This window comes from Streptomyces corchorusii, from assembly GCF_001514055.1.
Lineage (GTDB): Bacteria > Actinomycetota > Actinomycetes > Streptomycetales > Streptomycetaceae > Streptomyces > Streptomyces olivaceoviridis.
On the sequence record NZ_KQ948361.1, the window covers coordinates 303,623 to 329,204 of the forward strand.

The window sequence follows — 25,582 nt, forward strand, 5'->3', positions numbered from 1 at the left end:
GGACGTCACCGGCAACAACTCCGCCAACGGCACCCGGGCACAGATCTGGACCTGCACCGGCGCCGCCAACCAGAAGTGGAACGCGCCCGCGGCCGGCGGCAGCACCCCCTCGGCGCCGATGGCGGTGGCGCCGTACCTGTACAACGGCTGGGGCAGCCCGCCCGACCCGACCACCATCACCCAGGCCACGGGCGTCAAGTGGTTCACGCTCGCCTTCGTGCTGAGCAACGGCTACTGCAACCCGCAGTGGGACGGCAGCCGTCCGCTGACCGGCGGAGTGGACCAGCAGACGGTCAACACCGTGCGGGCGAACGGCGGTGACGTCATCCCGTCCTTCGGCGGTTACAGCGGCAACAAGCTGGAGAGTTCCTGCTCCAGCGCCGGCGAGCTCGCCGCCGCCTACCAGAAGGTCATCAACACCTACGGCCTGAAGGCGATCGACATCGACCTGGAGGCCGACGCCTACAGCAACGGCACCGTCCAGCAGCGCACGGTCGACGCGCTGAAGACCGTGAAGGCCAACAACCCCGGTCTGAAGGTGTACATCACCATCGGCACCGGGCAGAGCGGCCCCGACACCAGCCTCATCAACCGGGCCGCCGCCTCCGGTCTGACCGTCGACGCCTGGGCCATCATGCCGTTCGACTTCGACGGCGCGGGCCAGAACATGGGCAACCTGACCGTGCAGGCGGCCGAGGGGCTGAAGAACGCCCTGAAGAACGCCTACCACTACAGCGACGACCAGGCCTACCGGGACATGGGCATCTCGTCCATGAACGGCGTCACCGACCAGAACGAGACCGTCACGGTGGCCGACTTCCGCACCATCCTGGGGTACGCCCAGCAGCACCACCTGGCTCGGCTGACCTTCTGGTCCGCCAACCGGGACCGTCCCTGCACCGGCGGGCCCGCCGACAGCTGCTCCGGCGTCAGCCAGTCCGCCTGGGACTACACACGGGTCTTCGCCGGCTACACCGGCTGACCGGCCCGGCCCCGGGCGGCGGCGGACACCGCCAGGGGGCCCGGGGCTCTCGCGGTGACCTCACGGGAGGCGACCGGCGCGCTCGACGCGCTCGGCGCCTCCCGTTTCCGGTTCTCCCGGCACCTTCCGCGTCAAGGGGAATCCCGGTCGCCTTTCCGGGACCACGGAAGCCGTTGACAAAGAGGGTCGGCGCACCGAAGCATGGCTGGGCACGTCGGCGGCATCCCATCCAATTCCGGGCGGCACACGCGGCCCGTCATGAAGGCAGGGACCGGTGACCACGAACCAATTGTTCGCGCTCTTCTCCGACCTGGCTCTCCTTCTCGTCCTCGCCCATCTCCTGGGCATGGTGGCCCGACGATTATCCCAGCCCGCGGTCATCGGCGAGGTGCTCGCGGGTATCGCACTCGGCCCGACTTTCCTGGGCCATACGGTGTCGGACTTCCTGTTTCCCACCGGTATCCGGCCGATGCTCACGGCTCTCGCCGATGTCGGCATGGCCGTCTTCATGTTCATCGTGGGCCTGGAACTGGACCGCGGACTCCTGCGCGGGACCGGACGACTGGCGGTCACCGTGTCGGTCTCCTCCATCGTGCTGCCGTTCGGACTCGGCGCTCTGCTCGCCCTGCTGCTGGTCGACGGCAACGCCCCGGATCACCGGCTGGGATTCGTGCTCTTCATGGGCACGGCGATGGCGGTGACCGCCTTTCCGGTGCTGGCCCGCATTCTCACGGACCGGAAGATGCAGCACACCGCGGTCGGCGGACTGGCGCTGGCCTGCGCCGCGATCGGTGACGTGCTCGCCTGGTGCATGCTCGCCGCCGTGGTCGCACTGGTCGGCGGGGCCGACGCCGACCAGTGGTACCTGCTGCTGCTCGTGCCGTACGCCGCTGTGATGCTCTGGGTGGTGCGTCCGCTGCTGCGCGGACTGGTCGGCGCCGACGGTGCCGCCCGGCTGAGTCCCACCGCGCTGACGGTCGTCCTCGCCGGGCTCCTCATGTCGGGGGCGGTCACCGAGAGGATCGGGCTCCATTTCATCTTCGGCGCCTTCTTCTTCGGCGTGGTGATGCCGAAGGAATCCACCGGGCAGTTGCGCGCGGACATCACCGAGCGGATCGGCCATATGAGCAGCCATTTACTGCTGCCGGTCTTCTTCATCAGCGTGGGCCTGAAAGTCGACCTGTCGAATCTGGGGCGGTCCGGATGGCTGGACTTCACCCTCATCCTGCTGGTCGCGGTCAGCGGCAAATTCCTCGGCGCGTTCCTGAGCGCCCGGGCGCACGGCGTCACGGCGCGCCAATCCGCGGTGCTCGCCACGCTGATGAACACCAGGGGTCTCACCGAGCTCATCATTCTGACCGCCGGTCTGCAACTCGGTGTCCTCAATGAACGGCTGTATTCCCTGATGGTCGCCATGGCCGTCGTGACCACGGCGATGGCGGGGCCGCTTCTCTCGCTCTTGCAGCCGCACACCGCCGCCGATCACGACCTCCTCCCGGCCCGCGATCCCCGGTCGCCCACCACAGGGCGATGACGGACATCGGGACGTCCACCTCGCTCTCAACATGGCCACTCGGGCTTGGCGATTCTCACCCGCAGCGGTGCGAGGAGTTCGTTGGCGCGCTCCCAGCCCTCCTCGGAACCGAGGTCCCGGATGCCCCGCCCCGGCAGGACCTCCAGCGGTCTGCCGTCCGGACCCGCGCAGCGGTCGTGAGAGAGCACCAGCGCGTGTTCCGACCGGTTGCGCCGGGACTCCCAGATCAGGCCCATGGCTCGGATGCCTGCGCCCGGATCTCGCTCGACCAGCGCCGCGCCCGCGCGTAGTTGCCCTCGTCCTCCAGCAGCGGGTGCGCAGACAGCCGAGCGACCGTTGCCAGACCGCGCGGTAGGGGATCGTGCGCTCGCCGACGGGCGGTTCGAACGGCCGGGAGCGCAGCACGCTCTCGGCCAGCGCCGTCAGCGCGCTGTCCGCCAGGTACAGGCTGTGGTAGGCGTCCAGCACGGTGCCGTCGAAGCGGCCTCCCTCGAAGTGGATGTCCGCGAGTCTCGGGTTGAACTCGTCCGCCGCGGACCGGGACTGGTGCACCCGCCACAGCACCGTGCCGGCCGGGATCACCCGGCGACGGGGCCGCAGCTTGAGGTCGATCATGGGGAAGAAGCCGCTCATCACTCCCCCTCGGCCAGTTCGCGAGCCGCGCCGGTCAGCCGGTGGTCGGGCAGCCGGCCGAGCAGCGCGGCGGGGGTGCCGCCCAGCCGGCTGTTGCCGCTGAACCACCAGGCCGCGGCCCCCCACGGGTCGATGTCCGCGAGCAGCAGCCGGTTGACCTCCAGGACGACCCCGTACGGGGCGCCGCCGTCCGGTGCGAACTGGAACTCCGGGTAGCGGTCGCCGCCGTCGGGAGCGCGCAGTCTGATCAGCTCGGGAGGCGGGGCGCCACCGCAGCGGGCCCGCGCCCCGGGGCCGACAGGGCCGGTTCCCGCAGCAGCCGCTCCTGCCCGGGGTCCGGTTCGTACACCGGTCCACGCGCCGGCGACGGCAGGCCGAACCAGGCCATCAGCTCCCGCGCCCCGGCCACGGCCCCCGGTCCGGGCAGGGTCACGGCACCGCGTGGGGAGTCCAGTTCCCCGCGCACCGGATGGGCCGGCGGCAGCTTCAGCAGCACCAGTCTGACGCCGTGGAGTGCCCTGCGCACCGCCCGGTCGTCGTCCGCCGGCGCTTCGGCGAGCGCCGTCAGCCAGGCCAGCAGCACCGTGTACTGCTCATCGCCCAGCGCCTCGTGGAGGGTGCCCCGGTGTGCGCCGATCAGGGCGAGCAGCCGCTCCGCCGGTCCCGCGCGCTCCTCGTGCACGCCGTCCTCCCCTCCGCGTCCGCCGTCTGCGCCGTACTCTGCCGACCCCCGGCGCGCACGGCGGCACGATCCCGCTCCCGGCCTCCTCACCGCCCGGAATCCGCCCGGAAGCCACCCGGTTGTGAGCGCATCTCGCGCCGCATCCCGCGCAGCCGGCCCCACAGTTCGTCGATGTTCTCCCGCACCGCGGCCGGTGAGTCACCGGCGCGCGGGGTGCCGTCGTCCAGGCGCCGGACCATGCCGTAGACCGCCCCGAGGTCGTGGCTGAGGCCGCCCGCGAGACCGAGCACCCGGTCCGGCAACCGCATCTGGGCCTCCGCGTACACGTCCCGGTACTGGTCGCGTGCCTCCGTGAGCCGCTGCCGTGCGGCCGGCAGCTCCTCCTCACGCCCCAGGGCGTGCACCTGGTCGGTGAGCGCGGCCAGGTACTGCCGCGCGCTGGTGTTGAGGGCGACGTAGCACGCGCGCAGTTCCTGGGCGTGCCGGCGCCGCTCGCGCACCTCCTCGGCGCGCTCCTGCTCCCGCCGGCGGCTGCGGTCGGCCGCGCGCTGGGTCAGCAGCGCGGACAGGAGCGTGCCGACGACCCCGACGACCGCGACCACGGGCGCGGTCGCTTCCCCGACATCCACCCCGCCCTCCGTCCCCGTCATGGCCCACGCTGTCAGGAAATCAGCACCCCGCGCGCCGAGTGAACAGCCGAGCCGGACCTCGCCCGGTGTCCGCCCCGCCAGCGCCCGGCTCCACCGGCCGGCCCGGCCCGACGGGCGCCACCCGGACCGGGAAACCCGGTGGAGGAGTCGCCCGGGCTGTGCCTAGGGTCGCGGAATGAGTACACGAACCTTCCGCATCACCGTCCGCGGCGCCTTCGACGCCCTCACCGACACCCAGCGCGCCGCCCTGCTGGCCGACGCCGCCGAACACGACGTCCTGCGCGCCGCCTTCACCCCCGAGGGCACCCTCACCTACGACATCGCCGCCCGGCCCGCCTTCGTCTTCCGTTTCTCCGCGACGGGAGAGAAGGAGGAGGACATCCTGGAGGCGACGGAACGGGCCGAGGAGTCGGCGAAGTCCTGGCTGACGGCCCGCGGCTACGGCTTCAAGCACCTGCGGACGACCGCCGAGGACCTCTCCCAGGCGCCCCTGGGCAAGCGACAGCGCCGCGCGGCCCGTACGACCGGTCTCTGACGTCCGCCCTAAACTTGAGCACTCAAGGACAAGGCAAGAGGTTCGCGTGGGAGTGGGTCGAGGGAGTGGGTCGAGGGAGTGGGTCGAGGGAGTGGGTCATGAGTGAGGGCCTGGACGCGGCACTGCGCCTGGTACGGGCCCAGTCGGCGCTCGTACGGCGCTTCGACGCCCGGCTCGGCGGCCTGCACGGTGTCAGCCTGGCCGACTTCACCCTGCTGCTGCGGCTGGAGCAGGCGCCCGGCGGCCGGATGCGCCGGGTGGACCTCGCCGAGGCGCTGGGGCTGACCGCCTCGGGCGTCACGCGCGGGCTCGCTCCGCTGGAGCGGATCGGGCTGGTGACCCGGGAGACGGACGCCCGGGACGCGCGGGTGGCGTACGCGGCGCTGACCGGGACGGGCCGGCGCCTGCTGGCGGAGATGCGGACCACGGCGGAGGAGACCGCCGCCGAGGTCTTCGCGGGCCCGGCGTGGCCCGCGGCGGACATCGCCCGCCTCGCGGACCTGCTCACCCGTCTCGGCGGCACGGGCCTGACGGGAGGCTGAGTTCGCACCGCCGCGCCGCCAACTCCTCGTCGCGCGGGTCACGTTGAGAGGGGACCCTCGGCCTCTGGCCGCCAGGGCTGGATACCAGGCACCGATGTCAGGCCGCGCCGCCCGGTATCCAGCCCTGGCGGCGCAGTACGGCCGAGACGTCCGGCGCCCGGTAGTGCTCGCCCTTGAGCACCTTGCCGTCGGCCCGGCGGGCGACCGTCCCGTCCGGGCCTCTCTTGCTCATGTTGGCGCGGTGGATCTCGGCGATCACCTCGTCGAGGTCGATGCCGTGCACCAGGGCCGTGCCGTACGCCACGTACACCACGTCGGCCAGCTCGTGCGCGAGCCGGTCCAGCGGCCCCTCCACCGCGACCTCGGCCACCTCCGCGGCCTCCTCGGCGAGCAGTTCACCGCGCTGGGCGGCCAGCTCCGGGTCCACCTCCGTCGGCGTGCTGCGGGCGTCGAGACCGAAGGCGTGGTGGAACTCGCGGACGAGGCGGGCGGGTGACGTGCTCGTACGGTCGGCGGGCGAAGTGGTCATACGGCGACTCTAACGGCGGCCACTGACAACGCCCCTCGGCCCGTGTCGGTCCCCTCGGCCTCCGCTCACCGGTCCCCCGAGTGCCCCGAGTGACCCCGGCCCTGGTCAGTGGCGCGCGTCGCCTGGCAGGATCGCCGCATGCCCAAGGTGTTCCCCCGGCTCGGCAGGCGCCGAGCGTTGCAGGGCGCGGCCGTCGGTGCCGTCGCCCTCGCGCTGCTGCTGTGGTGGCTGCTGCCCTTGGGCGAGAAGCCGCCGAGCGGGACGATCGTGTTCAGCACGGGTACGTCCCGCGGGGTCTACCAGGAGTACGGCGAGCGGCTGCGCACCGAGCTGGGCAGGGACATGCCGGGCCTGAAGGTGAAGCTGCTCACCAGCGCCGGCTCCCAGGAGAACGTCCAGCGGGTGGCCACCGGGCAGGCCGACTTCACCATCGCGGCGGCCGACGCGGTGGCGACGTACAAGCTGCGGCACGGCAGCGGCGCCGGACGGCTGCGCGGTGTGGCCCGGCTCTACGACGACTATGTGCACCTCATCGTCCCGCGCGACTCGGACCTCCGGAGCGTCGCCGACCTGCGGCACAAGCGGGTGGCGACCGGACTGCCCGATTCCGGGGTGCGGCTGATAGCCGACCGGGTGCTGCGGGCCGCCGGTATCGACCCGCACAAGGACATCACGCCGGTCGCGGACGGCATCGACACCGGGCCCGCGCGGCTGCGCGACGGGAAGATCGACGCCTTCTTCTGGTCCGGCGGCCTGCCCACGAAGGGGCTGGTGGCGCTGGCACAGCAGGGCGGGTTCCGGTTCCTGCCGATCGACGACACCCTCGTCACCCGGCTGCACGGCCAGGGCGAGGGCGCGCGCTACTACCGGACCACCAAGATCCCCGAGTCGGCCTACCCCGACGTGCAGCAGGGGGTGCAGGTTCCGACGATCGCCGTGTCCAACCTGCTGATGACCCGCACGGACATGGACCCCCGGCTGACCGAGTGGGTGACCCGTACGGTGATCAAGAGCCGGGACGGCATCGGCGCCCATGTCCATTCCGCCCAGCTCGTCGACCTGCGCACCGCCATCTACACCGACCCCCTGCCCTTGCAGGAGGGCGCCCGGCGGTACTACCGGTCGGTCAAGCCGTAAGGGCCTCACGGTGAAGCAGTGACAGGCGCGAGGGAAGCCCGGCAACGGAGTCCCGGAGCCGGCGCCGGGCCGGCGGAGCCTAGGAGGCGGCGTCCGCCGCGCCCCCGCCGGCCTCCGCGTGCCGGGGCACCCGGACCGTCACCCGCAGTCCCCGCGGCTCGTGGTGAGCGTAGTCGATCGAGCCGCCGCCCGCACCGAGCAGCGCGCGGGTGATGGACAGGCCGAGACCCGAGCCCTTCACGTTCTGGTGCCGGCCACTGCGCCAGAAACGGTCGCCCACGCGCGCCAGTTCCTCGTCGGTGAGGCCGGGGCCGGTGTCCGTGACGACGACGGTGGTGGTGTCGCCGTCGGTGGCGACGGTGACCTCGACCGTGCCCCCCTCGGGGGAGAACTTCACGGCGTTGTCGATCACCGCGTCCAGGGCGCTGGACAGGGCGATCGGGTCGGCCCAGCCGGTGGTGGGCGGGCAGTCGCCGGTCATCCGGACGCCCTTGGTCCGGGCGGCCGGCGCCCAGGCGGCCACCCGTTCCTCGGCCAGCGCGCCGATGTCGGTCAGCACGAGGTCGGCCTCGGCGTGCTCGGCCAGCGCCAGGTCGAGCAGGTCGTCCAGGACCTGCGCGAGACGCTTGCCCTCGGTGCGGACCGAGGCGATCTCCTCGTTGTCCTCCGGCAGTTCGAGGGCGAGTAGTTCGATGCGCAGCAGCAGCGCCGCGAGCGGGTTGCGCAACTGGTGCGAGGCGTCGGCGACGAAGGCGCGCTGCTGCTCCAGCACGTTCTCGACGTTGTCCGCCATCTCGTTGAACGAGCGGGCCAGCCGTCTGAGTTCCGGCGGCCCGCCGGCGACCGCGACCCTGGACTTCAGGCGCCCGGTGGCGATGTCGTGGGTGGTGGCGTCCAGGATGCGTACCGGCCTGAGCACCCAGCCGGTCAGCCTGAGCGCGGCGCCGACGGCGAGCAGCATGGCCGCGATCTCGCCGGCCCCGATGAGCAGCCAGCCGCGCAGGATGCGCGAACGGAGCTGCCCGGTGGGCGAGTCGGTGACCACGACCGCGACGACGTCCCCGTCCCGGATCACCGGGGAGGCGACGACGAGCCAACCGCGCTGCCAGGGCCACACCTGCCGCGGGTCATGGCTGCGCCGGCTGAGCAGCGCCTCGTCGAACGCCCTGCGCACCTCCCCCGTCCGCGGTACGAACCAGTCGCCGGGCGCGTTGGCCATGGCGGAGCCGTTGCGGTAGAAGACACCGGCGCGGATGCCGTAGACGCCGTAGTAGCTCTCCAGTTCGCTGCGCAGCGTCTCCCCGCGCTCGTCCGTGGCGGTGCGGTGGGGTCCGCCGGGCCCGTCGGTGACGAACTGGGCGAGCGCCGCGAAGCGCGCCGTGTCGTCTATCCGGTCGACGACGACCCGCTGCTGCTGTGCGGCGGCCACGCTGCCGGCGAGCGGGATGCCGAGCGCGAGCAGGACGGCCGCCAGCAGGACGATGAGCAGCGGGAGGAGGCGTGTGCGCACCCGTCCCCGCTAGGCGGCCGGGGCGACGAGCCGGTAGCCGACGCCGCGTACGGTCTCGATCAGCGCGGGCATCCGCAGCTTGGCGCGCAGGGAGGCGACGTGCACCTCCAGGGTGCGACCGGTCCCCTCCCAGCTGGTGCGCCACACCTCGCTGATGATCTGTTCGCGCCGGAAGACCACGCCGGGGCGCTGGGCGAGCAGGGCGAGCAGATCGAACTCCTTGCGGGTCAGCTGGACGACCGAACCGTCCACGCTGACCTGGCGGGTGGGCAGTTCGATCCGGACCGGGCCGAGGAGCAGGGCGCTCTCGCCGACGGTCGTCGGATCCTCGTGGGCGGTGCGCCGGCTGACGGCGTGGATCCGGGCGAGCAGTTCCCCGGTGTCGTACGGCTTCACGACGTAGTCGTCGGCGCCCAGGTTGAGCCCGTGGATGCGGGAGCGGACGTCGGAGCGCGCGGTGACCATGATCACCGGGGTGCTGGTGCGTTTGCGGATCTTGCCGCAGACCTCGTAGCCGTCCTGGTCGGGCAGGCCGAGGTCGAGCAGGACGACACCGAAGCCGTTGCCCTCGGGGACGAGCGCCTGGAGGGCTTCCTCGCCGCTGCGCGCGTGGGTGACCTGGAAGCCGTGCTTCGCGAGGACGGCCGACAGCGCCGCGGCGACGTGGTTGTCGTCCTCGACGAGGAGCAGTCTCATCCCGGCCCCCTCCGGTTCAGCGGTCGTACGGTCTCGGTTCGCGTCGGGCGTGTGGATCACGCGCACGCGCGCGTGCACCAGTGCAGTGACGCTGATGGACAAGGACGGCGTCAAGAGGCTTCCGGTTGCCCGCCGCTTCCGTTATCCGGCCGATACGCGCACCGGAGACAAGTGCTACGACATGTGTCCGATTGCTATCGGATCGTGATGCTCAGATCTCCCTCAGATGTGATGACGCAGGTCACAGCCCCTCATTACTGTCCTCGGAAACCCGAGGAGGACGGAGCCTGAGAGCGATGACCAATGTATCGGTGGCCAAGGAAGATGTGGCCACGTCCGACGAACTGGTCGTCCTGAGGAGCGTCAACAAGCACTTCGGCGCGTTGCACGTGCTCCAGGACATCGACCTGACGATCGCCCGCGGCGAGGTCGTCGTGGTCATCGGGCCCTCCGGGTCCGGGAAGTCGACCCTGTGCCGCACCATCAACCGCCTGGAGACGATCGACTCGGGCACGATCACGATCGACGGCAAGCCCCTGCCGCACGAGGGCCGCGAGCTGGCCCGGCTGCGGGCGGACGTGGGCATGGTGTTCCAGTCGTTCAACCTCTTCGCGCACAAGACCGTGCTCGAAAACGTGATGCTGGGTCAGGTCAAGGTCCGCAAGGCCGACAAGAAGCAGGCCGAGGAGAAGGCCCGGGCCCTGCTGGACCGGGTCGGCGTGGGCACGCAGGCCGACAAGTACCCCGCCCAGCTCTCCGGCGGCCAGCAGCAGCGGGTCGCGATCGCGCGGGCGCTGGCGATGGGCCCGAAGGTCATGCTCTTCGACGAGCCGACCTCCGCCCTCGACCCCGAGATGATCAACGAGGTCCTGGAGGTCATGCAGCAGCTCGCGCGCGAGGGCATGACGATGATCGTGGTCACCCACGAGATGGGCTTCGCGCGATCGGCCGCGAACCGGGTGGTCTTCATGGCGGACGGCCGGATCGTCGAACAGGCCACGCCCGACCAGTTCTTCAGCAACCCGCGCAGCGACCGGGCCAAGGACTTCCTGTCCAAGATCCTGCACCACTGACGGCACGGCCGGGCCGCCCGGCCGCACCCGCCGCCCGGCCGGGTCCGCGTCACCCCTGCCTCAGGCACTCGTTCCTCACCACTCAGAAGGATGTTCAGCATGAAGCTCCGCAAGGTCACCGCCGCGTCGGCCGTCCTCCTCGCCCTCTCCGTGACCGCCACCGCCTGCGGCGGCGACAAGAAGGACGACGACGCCGGTTCCTCCGGCGGCGGCCAGAAGATCACCATCGGCATCAAGTACGACCAGCCGGGCATCGGCCAGAAGACCCCGCAGGGTTACTCGGGCTTCGACGTCGACGTGGCCACCTATGTCGCCAAGAAGCTCGGCTACAACGCCGACCAGATCGAGTGGAAGGAGTCGAAGAGCGCCGACCGCGAGACCATGCTGAAGCGCGGTGACGTCGACTTCATCGCCGCCTCCTACTCGATCACCCCGGAGCGCCAGAAGCTGGTCGACTTCGCCGGGCCGTACCTGCTGGCCCACCAGGACGTGCTGGTCCGCGCGGACGACAGCAGCATCAAGTCGCCGGCCGACCTGAACAACAAGAAGCTGTGTTCGGTCACCGGCTCCACCTCCGCGCAGAACGTCAAGGACAAGCTCGCCCCCAAGGCGCAGCTCCAGCAGTACCCGACGTACTCCGCGTGCCTGACCGGTCTCCAGAACAAGGTGATCGACGCCCTGACCACGGACGACTCGATCCTCGCCGGCTACGCCTCCCAGTCCCAGTTCAAGGGCAAGTTCAAGCTCGGTGGCCTGAAGATGACCAACGAGAACTACGGCATCGGCGTCAAGAAGGGCAGCGACCTCAAGGACAAGATCAACAAGGCGCTGGAGGCCATGGTCTCCGACGGTTCCTGGGACGCGGCCGTGAAGAAGAACTTCGGCCCGGCCGGCTACAAGAACGAGCCCGCGCCGAAGATCGGCGACATCAAGAGCTGAGGCAACGCCCGGCGGATGCGCCGTCCCCGAGGGCGGCGCATCCGGGCATCCCTACACGCGAAAGCGCGGGAGATCGTGTTCGACTTTCTTGACGGTTACGACGTACTGGGCGCCTTCTGGACGACAGTGCAGCTGACGCTGCTGTCCGCCGTGGGCTCCCTGGTCTGGGGCACTCTGCTGGCAGCCATGCGGGTGGGTCCCGTACCGCTGATGCGCGGTTTCGGCACCGCCTACGTGAACATCGTGCGGAACATCCCGCTCACGGTGATCATCCTGTTCTCCTCGCTCGGCCTCTACCAGACGCTGAACATCACCCTCGCCGCGAAGGACACCGACGCGATCAACTTCCGGCTCGCCGTGCTGGGCCTGATCCTCTACACGTCGGCCTTCGTGTGCGAGGCGATCCGGTCCGGCATCAACACGGTGCCGGTGGGCCAGGCCGAGGCCGCGCGGGCCATCGGCCTGAGCTTCTCCCAGGTGCTGTTCCTGGTGGTGCTGCCGCAGGCCTTCCGGGCGGCCGTCGGCCCGCTGACCAACGTCCTGATCGCCTTGACGAAGAACACGACCGTGGCGGCCGCGATCGGCGTCGCCGAGGCGGCCCTGCTCATGAAGGACATGGTCGAGAAGGAGGCCCAGCTGCTGCTGATCTCCGCGATCATCGCCTTCGGATTCTGCTGCCTGACCCTGCCGACCGGTCTGATCCTCGGCTGGGTGGGCAAGAAGGTGGCGGTGAAGCGATGAGCTCGGTCCTCTACGACGCCCAGGGACCGCGCGCCAAACGGCGCAACATCCTCTACACGGCGTTCTTCGTCGTCGCGCTCGCGGCCGTCCTGTGGTGGGTGTACTCGTCCCTGGACGAGAAGCACCAGCTGGACTGGGCGCTGTGGAAGCCGTTCTTCAGCGGCTCCGAGGCGTACACGACGTACATCTGGCCCGGCCTGGAGAACACCCTGAAGGCGGCGGCCCTGTCGATGGTCATCGCGCTGCCGCTGGGTGCCGTCCTCGGCATCGCCCGGCTCTCGGACCACATATGGGTGCGGGTCCCGGCCACGGTCGTGGTCGAGTTCTTCCGGGCGATCCCCGTCCTGGTCCTGATGATCTTCGGCAACGAGCTGTACAGCCAGTACACCGACGTCAGTTCCGACGACCGTCCGCTGTACGCGGTCGTGACCGGCCTGGTGCTGTACAACGCGTCGGTGCTCGCCGAGATCGTCCGCGCGGGCATCCTCGCCCTGCCGAAGGGCCAGTCCGAGGCGGCCATGGCGATCGGTATGCGCAAGAACCAGGCGATGCGGCTCATCCTGCTGCCGCAGGCGGTCACCACCATGCTCCCGGCGATCGTCAGCCAGCTCGTGGTCATCGTGAAGGACACCGCGCTCGGCGGCGCCGTCCTCACCTTCCCCGAACTGCTCGCCTCGGCGAACACCATGAGCGGCTACTACGGCGCCAACACCATCGCCTCCTTCACGGTGGTGGCCGTGATCTTCGTGGTCATCAACTTCTCGCTGACCTCGTTCGCGAGCTGGCTGGAGGGCCGGCTGCGGCGCGGCAAGAAGTCGACCGGGGCGGTGCTCGGCGTCGACGAGACCGTGAACATCCCCGGCCACGCCGGTACCGGAACCGCGGCCTGACCCCGGATCAGACCCGAATGCGTCACCCGGGGGCAGTGGCATGATCGCCACTACCCCCGGTCGCTTGACGCAAACTCTGCCAATGGGTTGCATACGTTGTGTGATCGTGCACCCCGCTTCACCTTCCTGTTCACTTGTCTCCGTCAAGGCATCGCCGCGAGCAGGGGGCGCCACACCGTGGACCCGGTGATCATCGTCGGAGCGGGGCCCGTCGGGCTCACGCTCGCCCTGGCGCTGGCGCGTCAGCAGGTGCCGTCCATCGTGCTGGACGAGGGCGTCGGCAAGGAGGAGCCCCGTCCGGCGCGCACCGTCGTCCTGCGCGAGGACACGACCGCCCTGCTGGAGCGGCTGACCGGGGTCGCGCTCGCGGAACAGGGTGTGCGCTGGGCCGGCTGGCGGTCCGTCAGGCGCAAGCAGGTGATGAGCGAGATCACCTTCGCCGAGACCGGAACCGCGCCGCTGCACATCGCCCAGCATGTGCTCACGGACCTCCTGCGCGGGGCCATCGCCATGGAGCCCCTGGTGGAGACGGCGGTGGAGAGCCGTCTGGACGCCATAGAGCAGGAGCGTTCCGGCATCACCGCGCGCACCCGTGGACCCAAGGGAACCTGGTGGCGCGGCAGTTACCTGGTCGGCTGCGACGGTGCCCGCTCGACCGTGCGCAAGCTCCAGGACATCCGCTTCCCGGGCCGTACGGCGGTGGAGCGGTACGCGGTCGCCGCGCTGCGCACGGAACTTCCGTGGGAGGGTCACGCGTTGCTCCATCGGACGCCGCCGTGGCGGTCGTCCGGGCCCTCGGCCGGGGAGGTGACCGCCCGCCCCCTCCCGGACGGCGTGTGGCGCCTGGACTGGCTGCTGCCGCCGGGCAAGGAACTGGTCACACCCGAGATCCTGCTGGCCCGGATCCATGAGACCCTCACGGGCTGGACGGACAACGCCACACCGGTGTACGAGCTGCTCGACACCGGCGTCCACACGGTGCACCACCGCCTCGCCCGCCGGTGGCGCGCGGGCCGGGTCTTCCTCGCCGGGGACGCGGCCCACCTGCTCGGCGCGCTCGGCACCCAGGGGCTCGACGAGGGCCTCAGGGACGCCGACAACCTCGCCTGGAAGCTGGCCACGGCCTGGCACCACGGTCCGCACGAGGCCCTGCTGGACAGCTACCAGACCGAGCGGCGCGCGCTGGTCTCCGCCCGGCTGCGCGCCGCCGACCAGGCCCTGCCGGTGCTGCGCGGCGGGGGTGGGCTGCGCCACATCGTCCCGGGCGCGGCCCGCAACCAGGACACGCTGCTCACCGACGGCCACCTCGGCCGCGGTCCGCTGGGCGCGCCCGGCACGTACGCCGACTCGCCGCTCGCACCCCCGCGGCTGGAAGGGGAGATCCCGGTCGGCACCCCGCCCGGCGCACCGGTCACCGACGTCCGGGTCACGGCGGAGGACGGGTCCTTCGTCCGGCTGCGCGACCGGCTCGGCCGTGGCGCGCTGCTCGTCGTGCTCATCGCGCCCGGTACGGGTGTCTGGGACCGCAAGCACTGGATGTCCGCCGGGGTGATGCCCCGGCTCGCGGCGGCCGTGGCCGCGCTGCCGAACCCCGCCGAGCTCCTGGTGGCCGAGAGCTACCCGGGAGCGCCGGCGCACAGCGTGCTGCTCGTCCGCCCCGACGGCCACCTGGTCACCGCGCTCAGCGGGGTCCGCCCGGCCGACCTGTACGCGGCGGCCGAGGCCACGGTGGGGGGCGCGGCGCAGGCGGGGGAGGCGGAACAGGAGGAGAGGGAGGGGGACGGGCAGGAGGAGAAGAAGGCAGCGGCGGAGGCCGGCTCGGGCACACGCTGACGGCACACCCGCTCGCGCACCGACGCCGGATTCCGGCGACGGCTCCCAGCGCGGGCCGACCGTGTTCCGTGGGGGGCCTGTACGCGCCCTACCGTATTCCGTCGGGGCCCGTACGTGCCCGACCGTGTTCCGGGGGGCTTCCGTACGCGCCCGACCGTGCTCCGTGGGGGGCTCCCGTACGCGCCGGCCGCACCCCCTCGCACCCCCGTCCACAAGGTGACACCCGGTTGACCGGGGCGCGGCGGCAATGCTGTACTCCGGATCGTGACCGACACCTGTGTGCGCCTGTGGCGGAGGGTCCATATGGACCTCGTCCGCTATGCGGGCTGCGTGTGTCGCCCGTCCTGCTGAATTCGCACCCTCTCCCCCCTTTCCGGGCGCCGTCGCGCGCCCGTTCCGCGAACGCTCCTCAGGACGGTGTACGTGTCTGTCCCCTCCCCCTCCCCTTCCCCTTCCCTGCCCGCGCCCGTCTCCCCCGCCTCCGGCCCGGCGCCCACCCAGGCGGACCTCCTGGACTTCGTCCGGCGTACGGCGGCCGACGCCGAGCTGATCGCCTCCCTACCGCTCGATCCGGAGGGCCGCACCTGGGTACGGCTGGAGGGCCCCGGCGGCAGCGAGGCCTGGCTGATCGGCTGGCCGCCCGGTACCGGCACCGGCTGGCACGACCACGCCGACTCGGTCGGCGCCTTCCTCACGGCTTCGGGCGAGCTCACCGAGAACTCCCTCGCCGCCCGGCTGCCCACCGACGGCTGGAAGACCCTGGAGCTCACCGAGGGGGTGGACCGCGTACGCCGGCTGCCCGCCGGACAGGGCCGCGCCTTCGGCCGCCACCATGTGCACGAGGTGCTCAACGAGTCCCGCGATCGACACGCGATCTCCGTCCACGCCTACTACCCGCCGCTGCCCAGGATCCGCCGCTACAGTCGCACGGACCAGGTGCTGCGCCTGGAGCAGGTCGAACGCCCGGAGGACTGGCAGTGAGCGGCACGATCGAGCAGCCGGGAACCACGGGTGTGCCGGCGGAACGGCCGCTGGGCATCGACGAGTTGCTGGAGCGCCTGCGAGCCGGCTACCGGCGCGTCGAGGCGCGGGAGGCGTACGAGGCGGCGCGGTCCGGCGACGCGCTCCTGGTCGACATCCGGTACGCCGCCCTGCGCGACCGGGACGGACTCATCCCGGGCGCCGTCGTGGTCGAGCGCAACGAACTGGAGTGGCGACTCGACCCCCAGGGCAGCCACCGCCTCCCCGAGGCCACCGGTCACGACCTGCGGATCGTGGTGATCTGCAACGAGGGCTACGCCTCCAGCCTCGCCGCCGCCTCCCTCCACCAACTGGGCCTGCACCGGGCCACGGACCTGGTGGGCGGCTTCCAGGCGTGGCGCGCGGAGGGCCTGCCGGTCAGCCCGGCGACGCCCTGACCGGCACCTGAACCCGACCAGCACCGGACGTCCTGACCGGCGCTGGACACGCCCTGTCCAGCGCCGGCCGGAAACCCGTACGCACGAGGGGCCGGTCCTACTCCTTCGCCGTGGCCACGGTCACCGCCCGCACCCGGAGCGCCGCGCGCCCCGGTACGGCAGTGGCGACGAGCGCGAGGAGGCCGGCGACCGCGACGACGCCGACGTAGAGCAGCGGGGTGACCGTCGGGGCGGCCCGGCCCGTCATGCCGACGCTGAACGCGGTGAGCACGGCGAGGGCGATACCGCTGCCGACCGACGTGGCGAGGAGCAGGACGGACAGCGCCTCGGTACGCAGCATCCGCAGCACCTGACGGCGGGTCGCGCCGGCGAGGCGGAGCAGCGCGAACTCCCGGACACGCTCGGCGACCGACATGGCGAGCGTGTTCACGACGGCGATGGCGGTGAAGGCCAGGACGAGCCCCATGGCCAGGTAGTTGACCTCGGCGTTCGTCTGCTGCCGATCGGCCTGGAGGGCGTCGGCGGCGGCCGGCGAAAGAATTCTCAGTCCCGGGAACTCACGGAGAGTAGTCGCGAGTTGTGTCTGTGTACGGGTCGTACGGACGAGGACGGAGGAGGCGAGCGGGTTGTCCACGTGGGGGGCCACGAGGTCGTGGGCGAGGGTGAGGTCGCCGAAGCCGAGACCCCGGGCGTAGACGGCGGCGACGGTCAGCGTGGCGGGCGTGCCGTCGCCGAGCGTGAGTTTCAGGGTGCTTCCCGGCTTCAGGTGCTGCTGGTCGGCGGCCAGTTCGCTGACGGCGACGGTGCCGGGGCCGAGCCGGTCGAGGGAGCCGGCGGTCACCTTCGGGTCCCAGGTGCGGGTCAGACCCGCGGGGGTGACGCCCTGCGCGGGGTACTTGTCGAGGCCGACGCGGACGGTCGTACGGACCACCTCGGTGACGGTGTCGTGCCGTGCGCGCAGTCGCTCGGCGGCCTCGCCGGGAACACCCGGCCCCTGGGCGGTGACGACCCAGTCGGCCCGGACACCCTCGCGGACCTGGGCGCGGACGGCGTCACCGAGGGTGTCCTGGACGAACAGGACGGTGCAGGTCATGCCGACGAGCAGGGTGAGGGGGGTGACGACGGAGGCCATGCGGGCGGCGTTGCCGCGCAGGTTGGCGGTGGCGAGCCTGCCGCCGTGACCGGTGAGCCGGAGCGGGCCGGCGAGCAGCAGCGCGGCGGCCTTGACCAGGAGCGGACCGAGCAGGGCGACGGAAGCGGACAGCACGACGACGGCGAGGAAGGTCACGGGAGTCGAGGCGGGCTCGGTGCGCAGAGAGGTGAGGACGACGACGAGGACGACTCCGCCGGCGAGGAGCAGCAGCCCGGCGGCGATGCGGCCCCAGGCGGGCCGGGTGCGCTCGGTCCTGGCTTCGGCCAGGGCCTCGGCCGGGCGGATCCGGGCGATCCTGCGGGAGGCGATCCGGGCCGCCGCCCAGGCCCCGAGGAGGGTGACCGCGAGTGCGGCGAGCGGCGGGAAGACACTGACGGTGTGGTCGAGCGTGTCGGGTACGGCGCCCAGGGCGACGAACCTGGTGTGCAACCAGCCGCCGAGCGGCAGCCCGAGCAGGGCACCGGCCGTGCCCGCCGCCGCGCCGACGATCAGCGCCTCCCGGCCGAGCAGCTTGCGGATCTGCCCGGACGTGGCGGCGACGGCCCGCAGCAGGGCGAGTTCACGGTGGCGCTGCTGCACGGTGAGCGCGAAGGTGCCGACGACCACGAGCACCGCGACCAGCAGCGAGGTGCCACCCATGGCCCCGCCCATGCTGACCAGCCGGGTACGAGCCGCAGCCGCGTCCAGGAACTCCACCGGTCCGCGGGCGTCCCCGGTGCTGACCTGGGCCGTGGTGCCGTGCAGCGCCCTCGCCGCGGCCCGGCGCACCCGCTCGGGGTCCGCCCCCTTGGCCGGCAGTACACCGAACGCGGTGACCTGCCCGGGGTGCGCGGCCAGTCTGCGGGCCTCGCCGGCGGAGAAGAAGAGGGCCGTCTGGTGGCGTACGGCGGTGGCCGGGGTGGCGATACCGGTGATCCGGTAGGTGCGCGGGGCCTGGGTGGACTGCATGGTGAGCCGGTCGCCGGGCCGCAGCCGGGCCCGCGCGGCGAGGTCGCCGTCGATGACGACGTCACCGGCGGCCTGGGGGGCACGGCCCGCTGTCAGCCGGTACGGGGTCAGCGCGGCGGAGTCCCAGGCATGGCCGTAGGCGGTACGGCCACCGGTGCCGGCCGGGGTCAACGGATCGGCGAAGAAGGTGAGTTCGGGGACGACCCGGGCCACGCCTGGGGTGTGGGCGAGGGTGCCGCGCAGGTTCTCGGGCAGCCAGGCGCGCTCGGCGATGGGCTTCGCCTTGTGCTTGACCTTGGTCTTGCCCTTCTTGTGCTTGACGGTGGTCCGATGCACGTACTGGTCGGCGGAGACCACGACAGGAGCGGCGGCGTAACGCTCGGTACGGATGGTGCCGCGCAGGCCGGTATCCAGGAGGGTGCCGCAAGCGGTGATCAGAGCGGCCGCGCACATCAGGGCGAGGAAGGCGCCGAGAAACCCCGCCTTGCGGGCGCGGACCGATTGCAGGGCGTAACGCAGCATCATGGGGGCGGGCTCTCTTCTGTTGTACGCATCGGGTGTGTTGTGCGCTGAGCGCGCGTACAGACTCGCCGCTGCGGGGGTGGGAGAGCACTGCGGTGGCCCGGCGTCTTGCGACGGGGGCCACCCCGACCGTCCACAGCGGGGGTTAGCCCCACCCCGGGACGCCCGTCACAAGCCCCCGGCTGGCCCGTCAGGCCTCCTCACCCTGAGCAGCCACCGCGCCCCCGTCCCGAGGAGCCCTCGCGCTCCTCCGTACCGAGAGCCGCCCAACCCCTCGTCCCGAGCAGCCCTCGCGCTCCTTCGTCTCTGGAGAGCAGTGAGAAACCCTCACCCCGGGGAGCAGTCAGAAGCCTCCATCACGGGACCGGTCAGAAGCCATCCGGGGACCCGTCAGAAGTCGCCGTCCCCGAGGAACTCCGTGTCCTCGCCCTCTTCCTCCAGGGCCTGGCGGACGACCCTGAGGGCCATGCCCTCGGGGTAGCCCTTGCGGGCGAGCATGCCCGCGAGCCGGCGCAGCCGCTTGTCCCGGTCGAGGCCACGGGTGGCCCGCAGTTTGCGGGCGACGAGTTCGCGGGCGGTCGCCTCCTCCTGCTCGGAGTCGAGCCGGGCTACCGCGTCCTCGATCAATGCCGAGTCGACCCCCTTGGTACGCAGCTCCCGGGCGAGCGCGCGGCGGGCGAGCCCCCGGCCGTGGTGCCGGGACTCCACCCAGGCGTCCGCGAAGGCACTGTCGTCGATGAGCCCGACCTCCTCGAACCGTGACAGCACCTCCTCGGCCGCCTCCTCGGGGATCTCCTGCTTGCGCAAGGCGTCCGCGAGCTGCTTGCGGGTGCGCGGGGTCCCGGTGAGCAGGCGCAGGCAGATCGCCCGGGCCCGCTCGACCGGGTCCCCTGAAGACTCCCCCGGCTCGTCCCTCGCCGAGGGAGGGCCGCCTTCGTCCTCACCGGGTCCGGACGCGTCACCGAACCCGCGCCGCCGGCCACGCCCCCGGCGACCGCTGCGCGCTCCCCCGGACCGCCCGGACCCCCGACCGCCGAGCGAACCGCCCCCGTACGGCTCGCCGCCCTCGTCTCCCAGGTCCGCACCGCCGTCACCGCCGTGGCCGCCGGTCCCGCGGTACGCGTCGTATCCGTCGTACACGCCGAAGCCGTCGTCCCCGTGTCCGCCTCCCCGGTGTCCGCCGTCACCGTCCGGGGCGGAGTCCGGGTGGCCCCCGGTGCCCCTCCCCCGCGGGACACCCGGGGTGGCGTACTCGTACTCGGCCCAGTCGGTTCGTCGTGTCACGGGTCAGCTCTTGGCTGCGGCGGCCTTGGGCTTGGTGGCCTTGGCGGCTGCCGGGGCGGGAACCGACTTGGCGGGGTCGTCGGCCGCCGCGGTGACCGCCGCGTCGGCGCCCGGCTCGGCGGCGGGCTCCTCCGGCCGGACTCCCACGCCCAGCTTCTCCTTGATCTTCTTCTCGATCTCGTTGGCCAGGTCGGGGTTGTCCTTGAGGAAGTTGCGCGCGTTCTCCTTGCCCTGGCCGAGCTGGTCGCCCTCGTACGTGTACCAGGCGCCGGCCTTGCGCACGAAGCCGTGCTCCACGCCCATGTCGATCAGACCGCCCTCGCGGCTGATGCCCTGGCCGTAGAGGATGTCGAACTCGGCCTGCTTGAAGGGCGGCGCGACCTTGTTCTTGACGACCTTGCAGCGCGTGCGGTTGCCGACCGCCTCCGTGCCGTCCTTCAGGGTCTCGATGCGGCGGATGTCGATACGCACCGACGCGTAGAACTTCAGCGCCCGGCCACCGGTCGTGGTCTCCGGGGAGCCGAACATCACGCCGATCTTCTCGCGGAGCTGGTTGATGAAGATCGCGGTGGTCTTGGACTGGTTGAGCGCGCTGGTGATCTTCCGCAGGGCCTGGCTCATCAGGCGGGCCTGAAGACCCACGTGGCTGTCGCCCATCTCGCCCTCGATCTCCGCGCGCGGGACGAGCGCGGCGACGGAGTCGATGACGATGAGGTCCAGGGCACCGGAGCGGACCAGCATGTCCACGATCTCCAGGGCCTGCTCGCCGTTGTCCGGCTGGGACAGGATGAGGTTGTCGATGTCGACGCCGAGCTTGCGCGCGTACTCGGGGTCGAGGGCGTGCTCGGCGTCCACGAAGGCGACCTGGCCGCCGGCCTTCTGTGCGTTCGCCACGGCGTGCAGGGTCAGGGTCGTCTTACCGGAGGACTCCGGTCCGTAGATCTCCACGACACGGCCGCGCGGCAGGCCGCCGACGCCGAGGGCGACGTCGAGGGCGGTCGACCCGGTCGGGATGACCTCGATGGGCTCCTTGGACCGCTCGCCCATGCGCATGACCGCGCCCTTGCCGAATTGCCGTTCAATCTGCGCGAGCGCGGCGTCGAGCGCCTTCTCGCGGTCGGTTCCTGCCATGGGTTCCACCCGGTTTGCTTGAGTCGATCGCTTCACGTCAAAGACGCTAACGCCTGCCACTGACAATGCGCCCCGACGCAGGCCCAGCCTGTGGATAACCGAGGGACATCTACCCGCGAACCGGGACGAAATCCCCAACCGAAAGCCTCGCCTGAGCCTCCATAAGAATGGATGTTCGATTTTCGTGTCAAGCGCGCCACCCGGCACCGGACGGGGCTTCCGTAGGGTGGGCGGAGATGAACGACGACGACCGGGCGCCGGCCCTGTTCCACGCCCTGGACAGCCTGCCCGGACCGCACCACCTGGAGTACCCCGACGGCTTCGACCGCGCCGGGGCCCGGCTCCGGGCGGCGAGGCTGCGGGACCGGCTCACCCAGGACTTCGGCCGGTCCTGCCGGCTCGACGAGGGCATCCAGGACGCGAGCTTCTCCTTCTCCCTGGACATCCCGGCCGAGGCGACCGGGGCCGGGGTGCCCGTCGCCGTGCGGCTGAGCAACTACGGCGATCTGGCGGTGGTCACCACGCCGGAGCCCGGCAGCCATGACGACCTGGACGACGCCGTGCGCGAGGGAGCGCTGTCGGAAGCGGACCGCGACCGGATCACGGCCGCCCTGTCCGACCTGGGCTACCGGCTGGTCGCGCCACGGCTGCTCCACCGGCCGTACGACGGCGTCACCTGGCTCGTCGACGAGGGCCACGCGACCTGGTGGACCCGGTTCTTCGACCACCTGTGAACGGGCCGGCCTGCTCCCGGTGACGTACCACGGCTGTCTCCGGCCGGACGACGACCGCGCGGGCCGCGCCCGGGAGCCTTGGGCCCATGAAGATGCCGCGTGCCGCCGTCGACCGCCTCTGTCACACGACGGGGCTGCTCCTCGTCCTGTCCGGCCTCGTCCACCTGGTGGTGTTCGCGGTCGACGGCGGCCCCTGGGACGGTCCCGTCTCCTGGCGCAAGCCCGTCACGTTCGGGCTCTCGTTCGGGGTGACCCTGATCGCGGTCACGTGGGTCACGTCGTACCTGCGGACCGGTGACCGGCTGCGCTCGGTCCTGCTGCCGGTCTTCGCCGCGGACTGCGTGGTCGAGGTGGGCGGCATCACCCTCCAGGCGTGGCGCCGGGTGCCCTCGCACCTGAACGGGGAGACCCCCTTCGACACGGTGGTGTCCATGACGCTCGCGGTGGGCGGCGGTGTCCTGGTGGTCCTGCTCACCGTCTTCGCCATCGCGTCCTTCCGGCACCGGCCGACGGGCCCCGCCGGCATGCCGCTCGCCGTGCGTTCCGGTTTCGCGCTCCTGCTGGTCGCACTGGCCTCCGGCGCGGCGATGATCGCGCGCGGGGTCGTCCTGACGCGGACCGGCCACCAGGAGGCGGCCTACCACTCGACGGCCCCGCTCAAGCCGCTGCACGGCGTGAGCCTGCACGCGGTCCTCGTCCTGCCCTTGCTGGCCCGGCTGCTGTCCCGCACCCCGTGGGACGAGCGGACACGCGGGCGGATCGTGGCCGTGGCGGCGGGCTGCTACACGGCGGCCGTCGTCGTGGCCGCCGGGTGGGCGCTCCTGACGTACTGAGGCGGCGCGGTCGCGCGCGGGCGGCTACGGCCGCCGTACCCCGCCGGAGCGGCGGCCGGCCCAGAGCCGGCGCACGCGCGTGAGCATCCCGGGGCCGCCCGGGCCGCTGCCGCCGCGCCCGTGCACCCGGGGGTCGTCCGTGACGGCGTACCGCTTCACGTAGGCCCCCAGGAACGCCTGGAGCGTAGCCACCGCCGGAATGGCGATCAGCGCGCCGACCGCGCCCAGCAGCGCGGTGCCCGCGACGACCGAGCCGAAGGCGACCGCCGGGTGGATGTCGACCGTCTTGGCGGTCAGCTTGGGCTGGAGCATGTAGTTCTCGAACTGCTGGTAGATCACGACGAAGACCAGCACCCAGAGCGCGTACCAGGGGTTGACGGTGAACGCGATCAGCATCGGCAGCGCGCCCGCGAGGTACGTGCCGATGGTGGGGATGAACTGCGAGACCAGGCCCACCCAGACGCCGAGCACGGGCGCGTACGGTACGCCGAGGGCCTCCAGCAGGATGTAGTGGGCGATGCCGGAGATGAGCGCCATGAGGCCGCGCGAGTACAGGTAGCCGCCCGTCTTGTCGACGGCGATCTCCCAGGCGCGCAGCACCTCGGCCTGCCGTGCGGGCGGCAGGACGGAGCACAGGGCGCGGCGCAGCCGGGGGCCGTCGGCGGCGAAGTAGAAGGAGAACAGCGCGACCGTCAGCAGCTGGAAGAGCCCGCCGAGCACCTGGGCGGAGACGTCGAGGACTCCGGCCGCGCTGTTCTGCACGTACTTGCGCAGCCAGTCGGAGTGGAGCAGGCCCTCCTGGACGTCCACCCGTCTGAGCTCGGTGTGGAAGGTCTGGTTGATCCAGTGGATGAGCGAGTCGAGGTAGCCCGGGAAGCCCTCGATCATCTTGACGATCTGGCCGGCCAGCATGGACCCGAGCAGGGTGACGAACCCGGCGGCGAAGACCGTCAACCCGAGGAAGACCAGGAAGGTGGCGAGCCCCCTGCGCATGCCACGGGTCGCCATCCGGCTCACCGCGGGCTCGATCGCGAGGGCCAGGAAGAACGCGATCAATATGTTGATCAGGAGTCCGGTCAGCTGGTGGAAGGCCCAGCTGCCGAGCTGGAACGCGGCGATCAGCGCGAGCGCGAGCACCATGGCACGCGGCAGCCAGCGCGGCATCCGGGCGGCCGGAGCGACTGCGCCGGGGGCTGGAGGCGGGCCGGGCGGGGTCGCAGCGGCCGGTGCTGCCTGCCCGGGGGACGGCTCGCCGTGCTCGGGAGTGAATACCAGGGGGTCCTCGTTGGGTGCCACGCGCCCAGTCTCGCCCACGCCACCGACAACCGGCGCCCCGCGGCGATCTTCGTGACAGATCAGTGCCGTACTGTCGGCTTCTTCACCGGCAAATCCGGCATTCCGGCCGACGCGTCAGCGCTTCTCGCCCGGCACGTCCATCACCGCGCAGACCACGCGCCACACGTCCTTGGCCTCCCAGCCCGCGTCCAGCGCCTGGTTCACCGTGCGTCCGCCCAGTTCCGCCATCACGTGATCGCGCGCGAAGGTGTCGGCGTACCCCGGACCGAAGTGTTCCGCCATCCGCTGCCAGAAGACCGTCAACCGCATGACTCCAGTATCCCGCCCCTGAGGGTGGGCCCTGCCCGGGAGCACCTGCCGAGACCGCTTTCCGTCCTACGGTCTGACGCATGGCCGAAACAGGAGCTTCCCCACCCCCCTCCACGCCCCCGGCGCGCTCCCCGCTCTTCCGCGCCGAACAGTTCGTGTGGCTCACCGCGCGCGTGCTGGAGCAGCACCTCTTCGCGTACCACTTCCTGCGCGGCAGCCCGGAGGCGGTGGAAGCGGCACTGGACGCCTACCGCAACGAGGACGGGGGCTACGGGCACGCGCTGGAGCCCGATCTGCGCGGACCGGTCAGCCAGCCCCTGCACACGGCGCACGCCCTGCGCGTGCTGGACGCCATCGGGCGCTGCGGAGGCCAGCGGGTGGAGCGTGTGTGCCGCTATCTGACCTCCGTGTCCACCCCGGACGGCGCCGTGCCGGCGATCCTCCCCGGTCAGCGCGGGTATCCGACGGCGCCGTTCGTCCCGGTCGTCGACGATCCGCCCAGCGATCTGCTGGCCACCGGGCCGGTGGTCGGGCTGCTGCACCGCAACGAGGTGTGGCACGCCTGGCTGTTCCGGGCCACCGACTTCTGCTGGCAGGCGGTGGAGTCCCTGGAGAAGTCCCACCCCTACGAGGTGCAGGCCGCCGTGACCTTCCTGGACTCCGCTCCCGACCGCCCGCGCGCGGAGGCCGCCGCCGACCGGCTGGGCCGCCTGGTGCGGGAGCAGCGGCTCGCGGCGCTGGACCCGGACCGGCTCGACGCGTTCCCGGTCGCGTCCGGCTATGCCCCGGGCGAGCACCACTTCCCGCACGACTTCGCCCGCAGCCCGGACTCGCTCGCGCGCGCGTGGTTCACGGACGACGAGATGACGCGCTCGCTGGACCACCTGGCCGCCGGGCAGGAGGAGGACGGCGGCTGGCCGGTCCGATGGCGCCGATGGGCCCCCGCGCCCGCCCTGGAGGCGCGCTCCCTGGTGACGATCGAGGCCCTGTGCACCCTGCGCGCCTACGGCCGTTTCGTGGGCTGACCGGTCCTGGCCACGCCCCAGGG

27 protein-coding genes are annotated in these 25,582 nt (G+C 71.8%); 16 read left to right on the forward strand and 11 right to left on the reverse strand.

Features of this window, described 5'->3' with window-relative positions; genetic code table 11:
- A partial coding sequence (locus AQJ11_RS28505) for a glycosyl hydrolase family 18 protein (protein WP_059265050.1) occupies positions 1-982 on the forward strand: 982 nt, incomplete at its 5' end.
- Positions 983-1,256: 274 nt separating this feature from the next.
- A complete protein-coding gene (locus tag AQJ11_RS28510; RefSeq protein WP_059265052.1) occupies positions 1,257-2,516 on the forward strand; it encodes a cation:proton antiporter domain-containing protein in 1,260 nt (419 codons plus the stop codon).
- 26 nt (positions 2,517-2,542) lie between these two features.
- Here the strand turns inward: AQJ11_RS28510 and AQJ11_RS51295 are convergent, their stop codons facing one another.
- From AQJ11_RS51295 to AQJ11_RS28525, 3 genes are all read right to left on the reverse strand, one after another.
- Positions 2,543-2,752: a hypothetical protein gene (locus AQJ11_RS51295; RefSeq protein WP_014675431.1), complete on the reverse strand. Its 210-nt coding sequence runs from the start codon at positions 2,750-2,752 to the stop codon at positions 2,543-2,545.
- Between the two features lie 644 nt (positions 2,753-3,396).
- Positions 3,397-3,831 (reverse strand): hypothetical protein, encoded by a 435-nt coding sequence (locus tag AQJ11_RS52755; protein WP_398780681.1) that lies wholly within the window; start codon positions 3,829-3,831, stop codon positions 3,397-3,399.
- A gap of 86 nt (positions 3,832-3,917) precedes the next feature.
- Positions 3,918-4,460, reverse strand: coding sequence for a hypothetical protein (locus AQJ11_RS28525; RefSeq protein WP_063807696.1), 543 nt, complete (start codon positions 4,458-4,460; stop codon positions 3,918-3,920).
- Between the two features lie 196 nt (positions 4,461-4,656).
- Between AQJ11_RS28525 and AQJ11_RS28530 the strand changes: the two genes are divergently transcribed.
- Entirely contained in the window at positions 4,657-5,016 is a 360-nt protein-coding gene (locus tag AQJ11_RS28530; RefSeq protein WP_058082154.1) for a DUF6204 family protein, read from the forward strand.
- A gap of 98 nt (positions 5,017-5,114) precedes the next feature.
- Positions 5,115-5,558, forward strand: a complete 444-nt coding sequence (locus AQJ11_RS28535) for a MarR family winged helix-turn-helix transcriptional regulator (RefSeq protein WP_059265056.1) — start codon at positions 5,115-5,117, stop codon at positions 5,556-5,558.
- Between the two features lie 97 nt (positions 5,559-5,655).
- Here the strand turns inward: AQJ11_RS28535 and AQJ11_RS28540 are convergent, their stop codons facing one another.
- Positions 5,656-6,087, reverse strand: a complete 432-nt coding sequence (locus tag AQJ11_RS28540) for a pyrophosphohydrolase domain-containing protein (RefSeq protein ID WP_014675425.1) — start codon at positions 6,085-6,087, stop codon at positions 5,656-5,658.
- Positions 6,088-6,225: 138 nt separating this feature from the next.
- Between AQJ11_RS28540 and AQJ11_RS28545 the strand changes: the two genes are divergently transcribed.
- On the forward strand, positions 6,226-7,224 hold the full coding sequence (locus AQJ11_RS28545) for a TAXI family TRAP transporter solute-binding subunit (RefSeq protein WP_058082152.1): 999 nt from the start codon (positions 6,226-6,228) through the stop codon (positions 7,222-7,224).
- Between the two features lie 79 nt (positions 7,225-7,303).
- Here the strand turns inward: AQJ11_RS28545 and AQJ11_RS28550 are convergent, their stop codons facing one another.
- Both AQJ11_RS28550 and AQJ11_RS28555 read right to left on the reverse strand, forming a co-directional pair.
- On the reverse strand, positions 7,304-8,734 hold the full coding sequence (locus tag AQJ11_RS28550) for a sensor histidine kinase (protein ID WP_059265058.1): 1,431 nt from the start codon (positions 8,732-8,734) through the stop codon (positions 7,304-7,306).
- Positions 8,735-8,743: 9 nt separating this feature from the next.
- On the reverse strand, positions 8,744-9,430 hold the full coding sequence (locus AQJ11_RS28555) for a response regulator transcription factor (protein ID WP_059265061.1): 687 nt from the start codon (positions 9,428-9,430) through the stop codon (positions 8,744-8,746).
- A gap of 296 nt (positions 9,431-9,726) precedes the next feature.
- On the opposite strand from AQJ11_RS28555, the gene AQJ11_RS28560 reads away from it, so the two are divergent.
- From AQJ11_RS28560 to AQJ11_RS28590, 8 genes are all read left to right on the forward strand, one after another.
- Positions 9,727-10,503, forward strand: a complete 777-nt coding sequence (locus AQJ11_RS28560; protein ID WP_014675420.1) for an amino acid ABC transporter ATP-binding protein — start codon at positions 9,727-9,729, stop codon at positions 10,501-10,503.
- 99 nt (positions 10,504-10,602) lie between these two features.
- Positions 10,603-11,442 (forward strand): glutamate ABC transporter substrate-binding protein, encoded by an 840-nt coding sequence (locus tag AQJ11_RS28565; RefSeq protein ID WP_014675419.1) that lies wholly within the window; start codon positions 10,603-10,605, stop codon positions 11,440-11,442.
- A gap of 75 nt (positions 11,443-11,517) precedes the next feature.
- Positions 11,518-12,183 carry an amino acid ABC transporter permease gene (locus AQJ11_RS28570; RefSeq protein ID WP_014675418.1) on the forward strand — a complete coding sequence of 222 codons (666 nt, stop codon included), beginning with the start codon at positions 11,518-11,520 and terminating at the stop codon, positions 12,181-12,183.
- Entirely contained in the window at positions 12,180-13,073 is an 894-nt protein-coding gene (locus tag AQJ11_RS28575) for an amino acid ABC transporter permease (RefSeq protein WP_014675417.1), read from the forward strand. The genes AQJ11_RS28570 and AQJ11_RS28575 overlap by 4 nt, the downstream gene beginning before the upstream one ends.
- 177 nt (positions 13,074-13,250) lie before the next feature.
- Positions 13,251-14,906, forward strand: a complete 1,656-nt coding sequence (locus AQJ11_RS28580; protein ID WP_059265062.1) for an FAD-dependent monooxygenase — start codon at positions 13,251-13,253, stop codon at positions 14,904-14,906.
- A gap of 303 nt (positions 14,907-15,209) precedes the next feature.
- Positions 15,210-15,257, forward strand: coding sequence for a hypothetical protein (locus AQJ11_RS52460; RefSeq protein WP_309506048.1), 48 nt, complete (start codon positions 15,210-15,212; stop codon positions 15,255-15,257).
- Positions 15,258-15,329: 72 nt separating this feature from the next.
- On the forward strand, positions 15,330-15,887 hold the full coding sequence (locus AQJ11_RS28585; protein ID WP_059265064.1) for a cupin domain-containing protein: 558 nt from the start codon (positions 15,330-15,332) through the stop codon (positions 15,885-15,887).
- Positions 15,884-16,324 carry a rhodanese-like domain-containing protein gene (locus AQJ11_RS28590; protein WP_059265066.1) on the forward strand — a complete coding sequence of 147 codons (441 nt, stop codon included), beginning with the start codon at positions 15,884-15,886 and terminating at the stop codon, positions 16,322-16,324. The genes AQJ11_RS28585 and AQJ11_RS28590 overlap by 4 nt, the downstream gene beginning before the upstream one ends.
- A gap of 97 nt (positions 16,325-16,421) precedes the next feature.
- Here AQJ11_RS28590 and AQJ11_RS28595 read toward each other — a convergent pair whose 3' ends face one another.
- The 3 genes from AQJ11_RS28595 to recA form a co-directional block, all read right to left on the reverse strand.
- Positions 16,422-18,950, reverse strand: a complete 2,529-nt coding sequence (locus tag AQJ11_RS28595; protein ID WP_059265067.1) for an FtsX-like permease family protein — start codon at positions 18,948-18,950, stop codon at positions 16,422-16,424.
- A 387-nt stretch (positions 18,951-19,337) separates the two neighbouring features.
- Positions 19,338-20,231: a recombination regulator RecX gene (recX, locus tag AQJ11_RS28600; protein ID WP_059265069.1), complete on the reverse strand. Its 894-nt coding sequence runs from the start codon at positions 20,229-20,231 to the stop codon at positions 19,338-19,340.
- Between the two features lie 3 nt (positions 20,232-20,234).
- The gene (recA, locus tag AQJ11_RS28605) at positions 20,235-21,362 is read right to left on the reverse strand and encodes a recombinase RecA (RefSeq protein ID WP_041665525.1); all 1,128 of its coding nucleotides are present in this window, start codon (positions 21,360-21,362) and stop codon (positions 20,235-20,237) included.
- 236 nt (positions 21,363-21,598) lie between these two features.
- Here recA and AQJ11_RS28610 point away from each other — a divergent pair, with 236 nt between their 5' ends.
- Positions 21,599-22,096: a hypothetical protein gene (locus AQJ11_RS28610; RefSeq protein ID WP_059265071.1), complete on the forward strand. Its 498-nt coding sequence runs from the start codon at positions 21,599-21,601 to the stop codon at positions 22,094-22,096.
- Positions 22,097-22,182: 86 nt separating this feature from the next.
- On the forward strand, positions 22,183-22,929 hold the full coding sequence (locus AQJ11_RS28615; RefSeq protein ID WP_059265072.1) for a hypothetical protein: 747 nt from the start codon (positions 22,183-22,185) through the stop codon (positions 22,927-22,929).
- A 24-nt stretch (positions 22,930-22,953) separates the two neighbouring features.
- Here the strand turns inward: AQJ11_RS28615 and AQJ11_RS28620 are convergent, their stop codons facing one another.
- Both AQJ11_RS28620 and AQJ11_RS28625 read right to left on the reverse strand, forming a co-directional pair.
- Positions 22,954-24,093, reverse strand: a complete 1,140-nt coding sequence (locus tag AQJ11_RS28620) for an AI-2E family transporter (RefSeq protein WP_244218374.1) — start codon at positions 24,091-24,093, stop codon at positions 22,954-22,956.
- Positions 24,094-24,339: 246 nt separating this feature from the next.
- Complete coding sequence (locus AQJ11_RS28625) at positions 24,340-24,534, reverse strand: DUF3046 domain-containing protein (RefSeq protein ID WP_014675407.1); 195 nt, start codon at positions 24,532-24,534, stop codon at positions 24,340-24,342.
- Positions 24,535-24,614: 80 nt separating this feature from the next.
- On the opposite strand from AQJ11_RS28625, the gene AQJ11_RS28630 reads away from it, so the two are divergent.
- Positions 24,615-25,559 (forward strand): hypothetical protein, encoded by a 945-nt coding sequence (locus tag AQJ11_RS28630; protein WP_203349032.1) that lies wholly within the window; start codon positions 24,615-24,617, stop codon positions 25,557-25,559.
- Positions 25,560-25,582: the final 23 nt, after the last annotated feature.